The organism is Exiguobacterium sp. s64, assembly GCF_018618035.1.
Taxonomy (GTDB): Bacteria; Bacillota; Bacilli; order Exiguobacteriales; family Exiguobacteriaceae; genus Exiguobacterium; species Exiguobacterium mexicanum_A.
Window position 1 is genome coordinate 131,973 of the sequence record NZ_JACSLH010000006.1, and the last position, 15,882, is coordinate 147,854.

14 protein-coding genes and 1 riboswitch are annotated in these 15,882 nt (G+C 53.8%); of the genes, 2 read left to right on the plus strand and 12 right to left on the minus strand.

All coding sequences use genetic code 11. The features are described from left to right. Positions 1-38: 38 nt before the first annotated feature. Positions 39-1,442 (minus strand): basic amino acid/polyamine antiporter, encoded by a 1,404-nt coding sequence (locus KNP64_RS10535; protein ID WP_214793115.1) that lies wholly within the window; start codon positions 1,440-1,442, stop codon positions 39-41. Positions 1,443-1,667: 225 nt separating this feature from the next. Between KNP64_RS10535 and KNP64_RS10540 the strand changes: the two genes are divergently transcribed. Continuing rightward, the gene (locus KNP64_RS10540) at positions 1,668-3,299 is read left to right on the plus strand and encodes a peptide ABC transporter substrate-binding protein (RefSeq protein WP_138859993.1); all 1,632 of its coding nucleotides are present in this window, start codon (positions 1,668-1,670) and stop codon (positions 3,297-3,299) included. A 109-nt stretch (positions 3,300-3,408) separates the two neighbouring features. Here KNP64_RS10540 and KNP64_RS10545 read toward each other — a convergent pair whose 3' ends face one another. The 3 genes from KNP64_RS10545 to ade all read right to left on the minus strand — a co-directional run bounded on the left by KNP64_RS10545 (position 3,409) and on the right by ade (position 7,458). Continuing rightward, entirely contained in the window at positions 3,409-5,001 is a 1,593-nt protein-coding gene (locus tag KNP64_RS10545; protein WP_214793112.1) for a Na+/H+ antiporter NhaC family protein, read from the minus strand. Between the two features lie 113 nt (positions 5,002-5,114). Continuing rightward, positions 5,115-5,289, minus strand: a riboswitch (Lysine riboswitch). A gap of 57 nt (positions 5,290-5,346) precedes the next feature. Further along, entirely contained in the window at positions 5,347-5,631 is a 285-nt protein-coding gene (locus tag KNP64_RS10550) for a hypothetical protein (protein ID WP_138859995.1), read from the minus strand. A gap of 117 nt (positions 5,632-5,748) precedes the next feature. After that, positions 5,749-7,458 (minus strand): adenine deaminase, encoded by a 1,710-nt coding sequence (gene ade, locus KNP64_RS10555; RefSeq protein WP_138859996.1) that lies wholly within the window; start codon positions 7,456-7,458, stop codon positions 5,749-5,751. 120 nt (positions 7,459-7,578) lie between these two features. Between ade and KNP64_RS10560 the strand changes: the two genes are divergently transcribed. Then, complete coding sequence (locus KNP64_RS10560) at positions 7,579-8,115, plus strand: gamma carbonic anhydrase family protein (protein ID WP_214764255.1); 537 nt, start codon at positions 7,579-7,581, stop codon at positions 8,113-8,115. Positions 8,116-8,548: 433 nt separating this feature from the next. On the opposite strand, the gene KNP64_RS10565 is transcribed toward KNP64_RS10560, so the two are convergent. From KNP64_RS10565 to KNP64_RS10600, 8 genes are all read right to left on the minus strand, one after another. Beyond that, positions 8,549-9,097, minus strand: coding sequence for a nitroreductase family protein (locus KNP64_RS10565; protein WP_138859999.1), 549 nt, complete (start codon positions 9,095-9,097; stop codon positions 8,549-8,551). 116 nt (positions 9,098-9,213) lie between these two features. Beyond that, the gene (lysA, locus tag KNP64_RS10570) at positions 9,214-10,506 is read right to left on the minus strand and encodes a diaminopimelate decarboxylase (RefSeq protein WP_251126404.1); all 1,293 of its coding nucleotides are present in this window, start codon (positions 10,504-10,506) and stop codon (positions 9,214-9,216) included. Continuing rightward, the gene (gene alr / locus KNP64_RS10575; protein WP_034781251.1) at positions 10,476-11,564 is read right to left on the minus strand and encodes an alanine racemase; all 1,089 of its coding nucleotides are present in this window, start codon (positions 11,562-11,564) and stop codon (positions 10,476-10,478) included. The genes lysA and alr overlap by 31 nt, the downstream gene beginning before the upstream one ends. Before the next feature lie 13 nt (positions 11,565-11,577). Then, positions 11,578-12,504 (minus strand): branched-chain amino acid transaminase, encoded by a 927-nt coding sequence (locus KNP64_RS10580; RefSeq protein WP_214793109.1) that lies wholly within the window; start codon positions 12,502-12,504, stop codon positions 11,578-11,580. A gap of 46 nt (positions 12,505-12,550) precedes the next feature. After that, positions 12,551-13,258: a 2,3,4,5-tetrahydropyridine-2,6-dicarboxylate N-acetyltransferase gene (gene dapD, locus KNP64_RS10585; RefSeq protein ID WP_034781255.1), complete on the minus strand. Its 708-nt coding sequence runs from the start codon at positions 13,256-13,258 to the stop codon at positions 12,551-12,553. Then, a complete protein-coding gene (dapB, locus tag KNP64_RS10590) occupies positions 13,236-13,985 on the minus strand; it encodes a 4-hydroxy-tetrahydrodipicolinate reductase (protein ID WP_128123933.1) in 750 nt (249 codons plus the stop codon). Before dapB ends, dapD begins: the two co-directional genes overlap by 23 nt. Continuing rightward, positions 13,982-14,863: a 4-hydroxy-tetrahydrodipicolinate synthase gene (dapA, locus tag KNP64_RS10595; protein WP_138860001.1), complete on the minus strand. Its 882-nt coding sequence runs from the start codon at positions 14,861-14,863 to the stop codon at positions 13,982-13,984. Before dapA ends, dapB begins: the two co-directional genes overlap by 4 nt. A 12-nt stretch (positions 14,864-14,875) precedes the next feature. Then, positions 14,876-15,871 (minus strand): aspartate-semialdehyde dehydrogenase, encoded by a 996-nt coding sequence (locus tag KNP64_RS10600; RefSeq protein WP_034781260.1) that lies wholly within the window; start codon positions 15,869-15,871, stop codon positions 14,876-14,878. Positions 15,872-15,882: the final 11 nt, after the last annotated feature.

Consider the following 15,882-nt stretch of genomic DNA (forward strand, 5'->3'; position numbering starts at 1 on the left):
AAGTCATCGGACGTCTTCACGACGTTCGATGACTTTTTTTATAGGCTGATCGTGGCCGTCCATAGTCCATAGACGCCGTACGTGGCCGCCAACAGGATGACGACCGCAATCATATATTGCAGACGGCTCAGGAACGGACGGCCCTGTTCACGTTCGGCTAGCATGAAGACGAACACGCCCGGCGCGTAAAGAATCATCGCGATGAGCATATATTCGACACCCGACGCATAGAGGAGCCATGCCGCGTAAACGGTCGCGATGCCCGACATGACAAGCATCGAGCGCGTCCCTGTGCGTCGTGCCTCTTTCCAACCGAACAAGGCGGAAAACAAGTACGGGACGAGGGCCGCGATCCCGGCAATGCTCGAGAGCACCAAATAGGTCTGTTCGGAGAAGAGTGCAATGATAGTGACGAGTTGTGTGAAGACTTGCGTGATGAACAAGGCACTCACCGGCGTCTCATTCCGATTGAGCCGATTGAACAATTTCGGGAACACCCCGTCGCGACTTGCCACATAAGAAATCTCTGTCGCGAGAATCGTCCACCCGAGCAACGCACCTGAGAGCGAGACGAGGAGGCCGATATTGATGAGTGTCGCACCGACGGGACCGACGACCGCCTCAAGCACATACGCCATCGACGGTTCCGCCAGTGACGCGAGTTGCTCTTGGGTCATCACCCCGAACGATAGGATTGAGATCATCATATAAATGACGAGTGTCCCAACCAGTCCGATCACCGTCGCTCGTCCGACATCTCGTTTATGACGGGCCCGTGATGATAAGACGACCGCTCCTTCGATGCCGACGAACGCCCATAACGTTACGAGCATCGTCGATTTCACTTGCGGGAACACCTGTGACCAGCTGAAGCCCGACTGACCCCAAAAGTCGATTTGGAACGTGTCGATCCGGAAAGCGAACAAGATAAGGATGATAAATAAAAAGATTGGGACGAGCTTCGCGATTGTCGTGACGATATTGAGGAGTGCCGCTTCTCTCATCCCTCGCGAGATGATCCAGAACAGCCCCCAAATCACGATCACGCTCATAATCAATCGAAACGCCCGATGCTCTACCGAAAAGATCGGGAAGAAATAACTGAGCGTGCTAAAGATCAACGTGATGTTCGCCACCGTCCCGATCCACGCGGACATCCAATAACCCCACCCGCTGTTGAAACCGACGAACTTGCCGAACCCTTCCTTTGCATAGGCATAAATCCCGCCTTCAAGCTCAGGACGCGTATTCGCTAAAAATTGAAACACGAACGCGAGCATGACCATGCCGATGCCCGTGATCGTCCAACCGATCAATACCGAACCGACCCCGGCACCTTGCGCCATCGCTCCCGGTAAATTAAATGCCCCTCCGCCAATCATCGTTCCGATGACCATGGCAGCGAGTCCAAAAAAGCCGATTCCGGCTGACTGTGACTTCATTCAAAAACCCTCCAAAGCAAGTTGACGTCTGACGAATAACTATTCATCAATAATGTATAATCATTCGATGATTTCCTTATTCTACTGAAACCAAAGGCGTTTAGATAGGTGTTTCACTAATGTTTATATTTTCGAATAATTAAAAAAATTTTATTGCCTATTCATCTTGTTTGTAGTTTAATTGCAATATATTCGAAACAATCAGAATTTTCGGGAGGTAACACAATGCGCAACAAAAAATGGTTAGCTTTATCGGGTGTCGCCTTGCTTGCGACAGCAGCATGTGGCGGCGGAGAAGAATCATCGTCGAGCTCGTCGGACGGATCATCATCGGGTGATGCGAAGAAGGAAATCACGCTCGTCTCGGCGACAGATTTACCACAGCTCGATCCGACGCTCACAACGGACTCGACATCGGTCATCGTGACGAACAACGTCTTCGAGGGACTGTATCGTCTGGATGAAAATAACCAACCGGTACCGGGAATTGCTGAAGACGTAGAAATTTCAGAAGATGGACTTACATACACCTTCAAATTGCGTGACGCGAATTGGTCAGACGGTTCACCGGTCACAGCTGAAGATTTCGTCTACTCATGGAAACGTGCCCTCAATCCTGAGACAGGTGCCGAGTACGCGTATATCCTTCAAGATTTGAAAAACGCCAATAAGATTCTCGCAGGCGAAGAAGAACTCGATACGCTTGGCGCGAAAGCGGTCGACGAGAAGACGCTCGAAGTTCAATTGGAAGCACCAGCCCCTTACTTCCTCGGGTTGACAGGGTTCCCGACGTACATGCCACAAAAGCAAGAATTCGTCGAAGAGCAAGGCGAGTCGTTCGCGAGCGCGGTCGATAAGACGCTCTACAACGGGCCTTACGTCTTAGACAGCTGGCAAGACAACGAAGGTTGGGTGTACAAAAAGAACCCGGACTATTGGGATGCTGAAAACGTCAAGATGGAGACGATCAACGTCAAAGTCGTCAAAGAAGTCGCGACGGGTGTCAACTTGTTCGAATCGGGCGAAGTCGACTACACGCTCTTGTCGTCTGAATTCGTACCACAATTCCAAGACAGCGAAGAGTTCAAGACTCGTGCCGACGCACGCATCAACTTCCTTCGCTTCAACCAGAAAAACGAAGCACTCCAAAACGTCAACATTCGTGAGGCGCTCGCGAAAGGCTTCGATAAGCAAGGTGTCACAGACGTCATCTTGACAGACGGCTCACAGCCGGCCAACTATATCGTCGCGAAAGACTTCACGTTCACAGAAGACGGAGCCGACTTCCGCGAGAAGTATCCAGACCTTCAAAGCTACAACGTCGACGAAGCGAAAGCGGCATGGGATAAAGGTCTTGCCGAGCTTGGCGTCGAAACGATCGAACTTGAATTCCTCTCACGTGATGAAGAAGCGTTCAAGAAAGTCAACGAGTACATCAAAGGTGAGCTCGAGAAGAACCTCCCTGGCCTCACGCTCAACATCAAGCAACAGCCGTTCAAAAACTTCCTTGACCTTGAAGGTAAAGGTGAGTACGACGTCTCAGCTGCTGGCTGGGGCCCTGACTACCAGGATCCAATGACGTACCTCGACATGTGGGTAACGGACGGTCCGTTCAACCGGATGGCCTACTCGAACGACGAGTACGATAAATTGATCCAAAGCGCGAAACAAGAAGCTGATCAAATGAAACGTTGGGAAACGATGCAAGAAGCAGAACGCATCTTGCTCGAAGATGACTTCGCGATCGCACCGATCTATCAAAAAGGTGAAGCGTACCTCGAACGCTCAAACATTCAAAACATGCACCGCCATCCGTTCGGAGCTGACGCTAGCTTCAAGTGGTTGGACGTCAACTAATCAGCAAGCCCTGTCACTCCTGTGGCAGGGCTTGTTTGTGCATCGACACCTATGCCAATACAAAAAAGAGGCGTGCCACGAGCGGTGGCACGCCTTTAATCTAGATGAATTACGCTTCGCGTTCAGCGCGCATATCAGCTGGCACGCGTCCGCGTTTAGAAATGATTTGCGCGATGACAAGGACCACGACAAACGTCGCGAATGCCGCGAAGAAGCCGATCCACATCGAGCCTGTGATCCCGAGGACCAAATACCCGACCGCTGACACACCAGCCGCAATCAACGCGTATGGAAGTTGTGTCAACACGTGGTCGATATGGTGCGATCCGGCACCCGTCGAACTGAGGATCGTCGTATCCGAAATCGGTGAGCAGTGGTCACCGAACACCGCACCAGCGAGCACCGCCGCGAGTGTCGGGAGCAACAGTTCCGGATCGACGGCCATAATCAAGTCTGCCCCGATTGGAAGCATGAGACCGAACGTCCCCCAGCTCGTCCCTGTCGAGAACGCCATCAGACCAGCGATCGCGAACAAGATGAGCGGCAAGTAAGACGCTGCAATCGAATCTGTGACAAAACTTGCCAAGTAGTCACCTGTCTTCATGTCACCGATGACGGCGATAATCGTCCAAGCAAACAACAAGATGAGCACGGCTGGCCACATGGCGCGAATTCCGCCCCATGTCGCTTGTCCATAGTCTTTCGCCGGAATCTTGCGGCCAATCAACAATAAGAGGGCGACAATCAAGCTGATGACAGCACCCGTTACGAGGGAACGTGTCACGTCTGTTGATTCGAACGCTCCGATCAACGAGAAGCTCTGACCGTCAGCGGCAAGCGCCTGTCCACCTGTGTACAACATGGCTGAAACAGTGGCAATGATCAACACGATGATTGGGACAATCAAGTCGCGGACTTTCCCGCCATCGTGTTCTTTAATATCTTCACTCATCCCCATCGGTGCGCCTTTCGATGAATCGTAGAGCTCTCCTTGAAGGGCACGTAGCTCATGTGTACGCATCGGTCCGATCGCGAGTCCCGTGTAAGCGACATACGCCGTCAACATAAGTGCGAAGATGGCATAGAAGTTCATCGGGATGATTTGGATGAACGCTGAGAACGATGAGTAGCTATCAATCGAATACTTCGCCAGGATACCTGCGATGATGGCGATGATATAAGCTCCCCAACTCGAGAGCGGGCTGATGACGCAGACCGGTGCGGCAGTCGAGTCAATCATGTAGGCGAGTTTTGCACGTGATACTTTTTTACGGTCTGTGAGCGGTCGGCTGATGTTCCCGACGGCTAAACTGTTAAAGTAATCGTCGATGAAAATCAAAATCCCAAGTCCGAACGAGACGAGACGAGCACCGCGGGCTGTCTTGACGTTTGAAGCGGCCCATTCTCCGAACGCACGGGCTCCGCCCGACGTTTGAATGATGGATGACAAGATACCAAGCAAGAGCAAGAACGCGATCAACAGCACGTTCCATTCATTGATGGCCCCATCCGCCCAAAATAGCGCGATGATGTTTGACCATAAATACTGAATCGATTCGAGCGGGTTGAAATTGTGAAGCAGTAGCACCCCTGCGATAATCCCGACACCGAGTGACGGAATGACTTTCCGTGTTGTGATGGCCATAATAATGGCGAGTAAAGCTGGTACGAGTGATAGTACCGAAGTTGAATAATCTACCATGCTGATTTCCTCCTCTTCTGTTTGAGATGAGGCCCCCCTATGCTTAAAAAAACGCAAAGCGAGGGCATCGGCAACAAAGCCGACACCCTCGCTGGATGTTCCGTCTTTCTTAGCCGACTTGGAGCGCTCCATACATAAATATGTATGGCAGTCTGACGGGTATTTCCCGTCAGCCCAGCACAAAGTCAGAGACATGACTTTACACTTCGGCGATCTTGCCTTTCTGTAGTCTTCACCGTTGTCATCCTCGGACTACTTACTCATCAGCATCGCACCTCTACCTCATCGATAGCACGAATATTCATTTAAAGTTACGTCTAAATTATCATAGGTCATAGTGACTAATCAATAGTTTTTTTCATCTCGGATGATTTGTTTTAACACAGCGAGTGCGGCTTGATCGTCAGACTCGACCGCTTTGAAGAAATCACTAAAGAAATGATACAAGACGAATCGTTCGGCGTGTGACGATGTATGGTCTTTAATCGTCAGTAAGACGAGTTGACGCAACCGCCGTTTCGTCCGCGTCTCGTCAGGCAATTCTTCACATCGATCCTGGAAGGCACGATACACAGAATTGATCAAATCCTCATGTTCATCATACGACCTGTTGTAAGCAACTTGTTCCATCTGTTATATCCCCCCTTTCCATTTGTACCGATGAAACTTGTCGTAACTATACCAACTTAACCAAGAGCGTTCAATCGTTTCGGGTCGTTCTTAACAAAAATCATACGTTAGACTGACTTACGACTCGATGAATGAGAACGTCGTCACATCGAATAGTCCCATATCGGTCAACTTCAAATCCGGGATGACCGGGAGCGCAAGGAATGACATCGTCAAATAGGGATTGAAATGACGATGGGCGCCGACGACGTCGAGCGCATCGTTCAACTGTTCGAGCACGTCCGCCACTTCCGCATACGGACGTTTCGTCATGAGTCCTCCAATTTCGAGCGGCAAGACCGCCAGCACCTTCCCTTCTGACACCGCGACGACACCACCGCCCACTTTTTCAAGTGTTTCGGCAGCGAGCAACATGTCGTCTGGGCTCACCCCGGCGATGACGAGGTTGTGGCTATCATGGGCGACCGTCGCCGCGAGCGCACCCCGCTTCAAGCCGAACCCTGTCACCGGTGCCAGGGCCATGTGACCCGTCCCGTGATGGCGTTCGATGACGGCGAGCGTGGCAATGTCTTGGGCGAGGTCGGCTCCGGACGCGTCAGGTGTGAAGACAAGACGCTGTCGCTTCGTCAAGAGACTGTTCGGCAATACTTGAATCACATCGACCGCTTCTTCTTTCACGGCTAGACGGAACGAGTCCGCCGTCAAATCGGGTAGTTTGAGCTCACCTTTCATCGGTTTCGGCACTTCAATCCCGTCGGCTTCGAACGTCGCCTTGCCATCTTTGGCGACGACTTCCCCGTTCACGTAGACGGTTTCGATTTTTACCGATTGGACGTCTGACAAGATCACAAAGTTTGCTCGTTTGCCCGGAGCGACGGCACCCACATCTTTGAGTCCGTATGCCTCGGCCGCGTGCAGACTAGCGATGGCATAGGCCGTTTCTGGTTTGACACCTTGTTTGATCGCCATGCGAATGTTGTAGTCGATCCCGCCTTCGGCGACGAGATCGTCCAAATGCTTATCGTCCGTACAGAATAAGAACCGGTGGGCGTTGCTCTCCGTGATGGCCCGGCTGACTTTTTCCACGTTCCGGGCAACCGACCCTTCACGAATTTGAACGTAAAAGCCGCGCCGCACCCGTTCGAGCGCCTCCTCAGCCGTCGTACATTCATGATCGGTCATGATGCCGGCCGTGCGATACACGTTCAACTGATCCGGGCCAAGACCTGAGGCATGACCGTCGACGACTTTCCCGACGTGTTCGGTTTGTGCGATCTTTTGAAGCATATCCGCACTCCCCGACTCGACGGACGGATAGTCCATCACCTCGCCGAGACCGTGGACGCCCGGGTCCCCTAAAAACGGGGCCAAGTCCTCGGCGTATAGCTTCGCCCCGGCGTGCTCGAACGGCGTCGCCGGCACACAGCTCGGGAGCATCATCCGCACGTCGAGCGGCAACCCTTTAGCGTCGGCGAGCATATACTCGATGCCGAGTGCCCCGTTCACGTTCGCAATCTCGTGCGGATCGGCGATGACCGTCGTCACCCCGAGCGGAAGCACCGCTTTGGCGAACTCGTGAGGAGGTACCATCGACGACTCGATGTGGACATGCGCATCGATGAATGACGGTGCGAGCGTCCAAGACGGGTCATGGTATTCGGTCTCCCCTTCGTAGCCGTCCCCAATGGCCACAATATAGCCGGCGTCGACGACGACGTCGGTGCGAATCGTCTCACGGCTGTAGACGTCGATGACCGCCACATCTTTAAAGACGACCGCTGCTTTCTTTTTTTTCGCCGCGACGTCGATCAAATGTTGTTTCTCCATCTGTGTGTCTCCTTTTTTCTACGTATTTTTACTATCTTAACAAGAATAATCTTTCCGGTGCAATTTCTTTTTCAACTTATGCGACAATGAAAGCATATCCGTTTGAAAGGGGTTACACATATGCAATACAAATTAGGAGAATTGATTCCACATGTTGATAAGACGGTGTTCATCGCACCAGGGGCGCACGTCATCGGCGATGTCACTATTGGCGCCCATTCCGGCGTCTGGTTCAACACGGTCATTCGAGGCGATGAGGGACCGATTCGCATCGGTTCTTACGTGAATATCCAAGACGGATCGATGGTCCACCAATATGAAGGTTCCCCGACAGTCATTCATGACCGCGTCTCCATCGGACATATGGCGATGATTCACGGCTGTGAGATTGAAGAAGGTTGTCTCATCGGGATGCATGCCACCGTTCTCGACGGGGCAAAAATCGGGAAGGGCTCGTTCATCGCCGCTGGTGCTCTCGTCACACCGAACATGCAAATCCCGGAGGGCGTCATGGTCATGGGCGTGCCCGCCAAAGTCGTCCGTCCGCTCAATGACGAGGATCGCTTCATCATGGAACGGACCGTCAACAAATACGCGAAACGGGCTGAGCAGTACTTGACGACATGCGAGCCACTCACATCGACACAAAGATTGTGAAAGCGTTTACAAGATTCATAAATTGTTAACGATTATCCCGATTTTTCTTCATGTTTCCTTTGTATACTGAGGATGTAGTCAAGCCGACGTGTCGAAAGGGGCCAATTGTAATGTATCCAAACCATGCCGAACTCATGTTAGACTTGTACGCCTCGTCCATTAACCCAAGCTATTGTCTGCATATCGAGGATTCGTTCGACGATACGCTGCAAGGAACACATCGAGAGGTTTGGGAACGATTGCAATCGGATAATACTAAAGAGGAAGAAACTAAAGTTAAGGGAACGTGAACACAATGATTCCAACGAATGTCATTCAAGACTGGCTCGCAACCAAGTTAAAAAAATAAACTGAGCGCTCACATGAACGGCTCAGTCGCATTGACCTATAAATACTGGTCCGATCGTAGTCACCTACGCTCGGACCTTTTCGTTCACTCAAAAATCGTCAAGCAAGCGTCAATCGATTGACGTTGCTTCGTAGGCGGTACGTCTTCGTAACGACCGAGCTGGAGCAGTCCGACAAACGTCTCACCCTCAGCCCCAATCATCTCTTGAAGCCTGACATCCTCAAAAATACCGCCCGTCCGCCAGACGAGGCCGATCTGTTGCTCACTACATAATAAATGAAAGTTTTGAATCATCGTCGCCGTCGCGAGCAGCGCATCTTTCTTCCCTTTGTCCGTCTCGAAATGCTTCGTCGTCACGTAGACGCAAGCTGCCGCGTTCCGGATGCGTCCCGCGATTTTCTCGCGCTTCGCCTCTGGTCCATCTTGAAACGCCGGTTCGAGCGCCTGAAGCAAGACGTCTTTTCCATCCCCGTTGAACAAATAGAGATTCCACGGTTCGACTTTGTTATGAAACGGTGCCTGATGCGCCGATGCCAACAACTCATAGAGTACTTTCGTCGCAATCGGTTCTTCCGTGAACATCCGAATCGTCCGCCGCGACTCGATCAACTGTTGTCCTGCTGTCTTTTCCATTGAAGTCACTTCCCCCTCTGTTATCTATTCCATCATAATTGAAAACATTTCTCATTTGAAGGAGAATGACTTCGACAAAAAGAACGCATCCCTGAGTCAGGAATGCGTTCGTTCTATCATGTCGATTGCCCGACGACCTCACAGGCGACCAAGTCCTCGAGCGTCTGTCTGCGGACGACGAGACGATGGTTGCCATCTTTCACGAACACGACGGCCGGACGGAGCATCTGGTTATAGTTGCTCGCCATCGAGAAATTGTACGCTCCCGTCGCTTTGACGAGGAGGAGATCGCCAGCTTCGACCGGCGGGATGAGCGAACGGTTCGAGATGATGTCTCCCGACTCGCAACACGCCCCGACGATTTTTGCTTCAATCGTCTTCGGCTCATCCATCCGTGTCGCCACAATCACATCATACTCGGCATCATAGAGGGCGGGACGAATGTTATCCGTCATGCCTCCGTCGACCGAGACGTACGTGCGGACACCGCTCACTTCTTTCACCGTCCCGACTTCATAGAGCGTCGCGCCGGCGTTGGCGACGAGCCAACGGCCTGGTTCGATCCCAATTTTCGGGAGCGGAAAGCCGAAGCGTTCTACTTCCGCGACGAGCGTGTCCATCACTTGTGTCATCGTGTCGGCGAAGTCGAGCGGGTCGTCCGACTCGAGATAGGCGACACCGAAGCCGCCACCGATATTCAAGACGTCGGCCGTGTATCCTGTCTCTTGACGGATCGTCTCGATGAAGTTGACCATCGTCTTGACGGTATTGATGAACAACGTCGGTTCTTGAATCTGCGAGCCGACGTGACAGTGGATGCCTTGCAAATGCAGACGTTCCGCCTGCAGCGTCGCCTTGATCGCTTCGAGATACGTGTCGTCGTGGGTCGGGAAGCCGAACTTCGTGTCGACCCCACCCGTCTGAATCGCCTCATGGGCGCCTCCGACGACTTGTGGGACGATGCGGAGCAGGACGTCGACGTCGACATCGTGTTCGACCGCGAGGCCCGACAACAGTCCGATTTCGCGCATATTGTCAATCGTGAAATGGGTGATGCCGTTCTCGAGTGCGAACGTGATGTCCTGCACCGTCTTGTTCGACCCGTGGACGTGAATCCGGTCAGCCGGGACACCTGCGTGGAGCGCGACGAACATCTCACCGCGTGAGACGACGTCGATGCTTAAGCCCGCTGCCATCACTTTGTCGTACACGGCCGCGATCGACATCGCTTTTGATGCGTAGAGCGCATATGTGTTCGGATACTTGTCGAGGAACGCGTTACGGACGAGGCCGAGGCGACGCTCGAGTTCAGGCTCGCTCATGATATAGAGCGGTGTCCCGTACGTCGCTTGAAGTTCACGGACGGACACGCATTCGATCATACAAACTGATTGGTTGGTGGTGTACATACATTGCCTCCTTCAAAGCGATGCGGGACACGCCATGAGCGTGCGCATAATTGTTCTGAGTTATTGGCGTGCCCGGTGCGGGTCACGTCATCGATTTTCGTGAGATGGCCGTACAGCTCCACACGGTCTCCGACTTGAATCGTGTCATCGACGCGCAAGAAACTGTGGCTCATGAAGATGTTGCTGATGAACGGATAGGCCCGTCCTTCGATGTGGGCCGGTAAGAAGCGCCGGGCTCGCATGAGTCCGTCGCCATAACCGACCGAGAGCACAGCGATGCGTTCATTCGTCTCGGCCGTGTAGCCCGTACCGTAACCGACGTGGGCACCGGCCTCGATGTCATGGACGGCGACGACTTCTGTTTCCCAGTGAAACGCCGGGATGAGCCAATCGACCGGTTCGACCGAAGAGTAGCCATAAAGGAAGATTCCCACGCGCACATGGGTACAATGCCCGAGGCGCGGATCCGCTTGTAGTGTCGCGGCGCTATTGGCCGCATGCACGATGTCGAACGAATGCCGTTCGATGAGACGATTCGACCAGTCGGCGAACCGTTCCACGTGCACACTGTGTTCGATTTCTGCGTTGTCGGCGTCAGCGAGCGGGAAATGAGTACATAACCCGACGAGGTCGAGCCCCTCGTCTTGGCAAAACGCGACGATGGCCAGCGCTTCTTTGAACGTCTTGGCACCGAATCGGTTCATCCCGACGTCAAGCTTTAAATGAAGGCGGACACCGTCCAACTGATCCCGTTGCGAGACGAGCCAGTCATAGGAACCGATGGCGACGTCAAGATGGTCACGATGGACGGTTGCCCAGTCGTAGACCGGGTTCATGACGAGAACGCGCGCTTCCGGAGCTGATGCCCTGACCTCGCTCGCCTCGTCCAGCGTCGTCACCATGAAGTGACGCACCCCTTCTTCATACAGTGTCGTCACAACTGGCTCCATCCCTAAGTTATAGGCGTTGTTTTTCACGACGGCGAACACCGGTCGGCCAAGCGCTTCAATCCGACGTTTGTTTTCGCGAATCGCATTCAAGTCAATTGTGACTCCCATACAAAAAACTCCTTTATTCTTTGACTCCAGCTTTGACGAACGTGATCCAATCGCGGTGTGTCGGAATTTGACCCGTCACAGCCTCACGGTAACGCGCGAGCATATTCGTCGCGACCGTCTGGACGCCGCCGCCGATTGAGATGTTGTCGATTTCGATGACGCTCGTCACTTCAGCCGCCGTCCCCGTTAAGAAGATTTCATCTGCGACATATAGTTCGTCACGTCCGATGTGGCGTTCGATGACCTCGAACCCTTCCTCACGGGCGAGTTCGATCACCGTTTGACGCGTGATGCCGTCGAGCACCGAGCAATCGAGTGACGGTGTGACGATTTTGTTTCCTTTGACGAGGAAGATGTTGGCGACGCTCGCCTCGCTGACGTTTCCGTTCATGTCGAGGGCGATCGCTTCATCATATCCATCGCGCACCGCTTCTCCTTTAAGGAGTTGCGAGTTCATATAGTTCGCCGCCGCTTTCGCTTGCATCGGCATCATCGTCGAAGACACGCGACGATACGAGGCGACTTTCGCGCGAATCCCGACCGTCTTGCTGAAATATTCGCCGAGCGGCCAGCACGAGATCGCGACGTGTACTTTCGTTTCCTGCGTCGGCATGAGTGCCTGCCAAGGTGTGCCGAGGAAAACGAATGGGCGGATGTAACAAGCCTCGAAGCCGTTGCGTTCAATCAATTCGATTGTCGCTTGTTCGAGCTCATCGACCGTGTACGGCAAGTCGACGTGATAGTGTGCACACGAACGAACGAGTCGCTCCAAGTGTTCACGGAGTCGGAAGATGGCCGGGCCTTCCTCTGTATGGTATGCCCGAATCCCTTCGAAGAACCCGCTACCGTAGTGAATCGCGTGTGTCATGATACTCGTGTTCGCGTCACTCGGCTCGATCCAAGCCCCGTCTTGCCACATCCATTGTCCATACTGTTCCATTGTTCAACTCTCCCATTCATTGTTTATATTTTCTGTCTATTATACGTTACAGGGAGCGTAAGTCATCAACAAGTTGTGTTTTTTCTGCGGTTTTTTCATCTTTTTGCTTAATGACACGGGCTGGTGTTCCGGCGACGACGCTTCCTGCTGGGACGTCTTGCGTGACGACACTCCCTGCTGCGACGACTGCGTTTTCACCGACACGGACGCCTTCCAAGATGACGGCGTTCGCACCGACCATGACGCCGTCTTCGATGATGACCGGGTCTTTTGAAGGTGGCTCAAGGACACCGGCGACAACCGCGCCGGCTCCAAGATGGACGTTCTTCCCGAGCGTTCCACGGGCACCGATGACCGCGTTCATGTCGACCATCGATCCGTCACCGATGACGGCACCGATATTGATGACGGCACCCATCATGACGACGACGTTATTGCCGATTTGAACGTGGTCCCGGATGAACGAACCTGGTTCGATGCGCGCGTTCAATTTCGTCGTGTCGAGCATCGGCACGGCGCTGTTCCGGCGGTCGTATTCGAGATGCGTATCTGTGATGACCGCTGCGTTCGCTTCAACGAAAGCGGCTGCGCGTTCGGCCGTCGTGAGGAATAATTTCGATTCGTCGGTCCCGAATGCTTTCGCCCCTTCGATGTCTAGACCGGCCAACTGACCGTTGACGTATAGTTTGACAGGCGTTTCTTTCTTGGCATCTTTAATGTATTGCGCGATTTCATAAGCGTTTGTGAGTAACATGAGTGGCCTCCTCGTATAGGTTCGTTAAATTGTATAATCCGGCCGGGCGGTCGAGAATCGTTGCCGCCGCGGCGAGTGCCCCGTTCGCGAAGACGCGTTTGGACAGGGCCGTATGTTTCAATTCGAGCATTTCGTCGTCTCCGGCAAAGAGGACGGTATGTTCTCCAAAAATCGTCCCCCCGCGTACCGAATGCATGCCGAGCTCATCGGCTGCACGCGCTTCGCGGCGCGGTGTCCGGTCATATACCGGTGTCACGTCGCGTTTCGCCTCGATGGCACGGGCGAGCAGTTCTGCCGTCCCGCTCGGGGCATCCACTTTCTTGCGGTGGTGCGCCTCAATCACTTCGATGTCATAACCGAGCGTGAGCGGGACGAGTTGGTCGAGCAACTGTTTCAGGAGCGCGATCCCATAAGACGTATTATACGACTGGAAAATCGGGATCTCCTGAGACGCCGCTTCAATTTTGGCAAGTTCCGCTTCCGAGAAACCCGTCGTCGCGATGACGAGCGGGATTTGCTTGGCTTTCCCGAAAGCGAGCACATCATCTAACAGTGCCGGGTTCGAGAAGTCGATGACGACATCGACGTCGGCCTCGACGTCTTGCAACGAGACGGGATGCTCCCCTCCGGCCGGTGAGACGATGGCCGCAACGTTCAAGTTTTGTGTCCGGGCGACTTCTTCGACGATCTGTCCCATCGCTCCGTAGCCATGAATGAGTAAGTTCACTGTCTCACCTCATTGAACTGCTCCATTGCCGACAACAAGCGGGCCTCGGCCGTCGCGCTCATCGGGACGAGCGGGAGACGTGGTGCACCGAACTCGAAGCCGCGTGCATTTAATGCCGCTTTGACTGGAATCGGGTTCACTTCCGCGAACAATTCGTCGATGACCGGGAGCAGTCGGAGCTGCCATGTGCGGGCCGTCTCTAAATCTCCGGCGAGGAGCGCTTCGGCTAAAGCGACCGTCGCGCCTGGATAGACGTTCGAGAGGACCGATACGACACCTTGCGCGCCCCAAGCCATATAAGGAAGGATTTGATCATCGTTCCCGCAATAGACTGGGAAGCCTTCCGGCACGTGCGCCATCATTTGAGCCATCACCGAGATATCCCCGCTCGCTTCCTTGAGCGCAGCGATGCGTGGGTGATCGGCGAGTTCCCCAACCGTTGCCGGATCAAGGGCGACGCCCGTCCGCGATGGTACGTTGTAGAGCATGAGTGGAATCGGTGACGCGTCGGCGATCGCTGTGAAGTGGGCGATCAGACCTGCTTGCGTCGACTTGTTGTAATACGGCGTGACGACCATCGCCATCTCGGCTCCGAGCTCGGCGGCCCGTTTCGTCTTTTGAATGCTGAGCGCCGTGTTGTTCGACCCGGTACCGGCAATGATGACGGCACGGCCGGCAGCGACTTCAATCGCTTTGACGAGAAGCGTCTCGAACTCGTCGTCCGTGATGGTCATGCCTTCACCAGTCGTTCCGCCGATGACGAGGCCGCTGACACCTTCTTTAATTTGGTCTTCAATCAACGCTTCCCACGCTGTGAGATGTAACTGACCGTCTGCTTGAAACGGTGTGGCGAGTGCGGTTGCGACTCCTGTGAACATATAATCTCCCCCTTATTTCGTAGCAGTCTGCCCAATCATGCATTGGGCGATTTGGACGGCGTTCGCTGCCGCGCCTTTTCGAACGTTATCAGCGACACACCAGAGATGGAACGTGTTCGGCTGTGACTCGTCGACACGGACACGACCGACGTACACGTCGTCTGTCCCGTTCGCATCGAGCGGTGTCGGATAGACGAGTTCGCCCGGGTTGTCCATGAGGACGACACCTGGCGCGTCCGCGAGCACGGCTTTCACTTCGGCTAGCGTCGCCTCGCGGTCGAGCGTGACCGTGATGGAGACGGCGTGGCTGTTACGGACCGGGACACGGACGCATGTCGCCGTCACCCCGAGGTTCGGCGCGTTCAAAATTTTACGTGTTTCCTCGATCATCTTCTGTTCTTCTTTCGTATAACCGTTCTCTAAGAACACATCGATGTGCGGCAAGACGTTATCGTAAATCGGATACGGATAGTTTTTCGGTTCCTCGCCGCGCGCTCCGCGTTCCAAGTCTTCAATCCCTTTTTGACCCGACCCGGAGACGGCTTGATACGATGTGTAAGCGACGCGCGTCAACCCGTATACTTCCGCAAGCGGCGCGAGTGCGACGACCGATTGAATCGTCGAGCAGTTCGGATTGGCGATGAGTGTCTTGTCCGGGCTCAGTTCGACTCGGTTCACTTCCGGGACGATGAGCGGGATGTCCGCCTGCATCCGGAACGCGCTCGAGTTATCGATGACGATGACCCCTTGTTCACTCAGACGAGGCGCATATTGTTCACTGAGGCTCCCCCCGGCTGAGAAGAGCGCGATATCGATCGGGTCGGCGTAAATCGCGTCCGACAGTTCCCGGATGACGACATCTTTTCCGTTCACGTTCACGGTCTTTCCGGCTGAACGGGCTGAAGCGTAAAGCAATAATTCGTTGATTGGAAACTCGTATTCGGTCAAGACTTCAATCATTTTTTGACCGACGGCTCCGGTCGCGCCGACGACGGCTACGTTATACATGGTGACTCCCC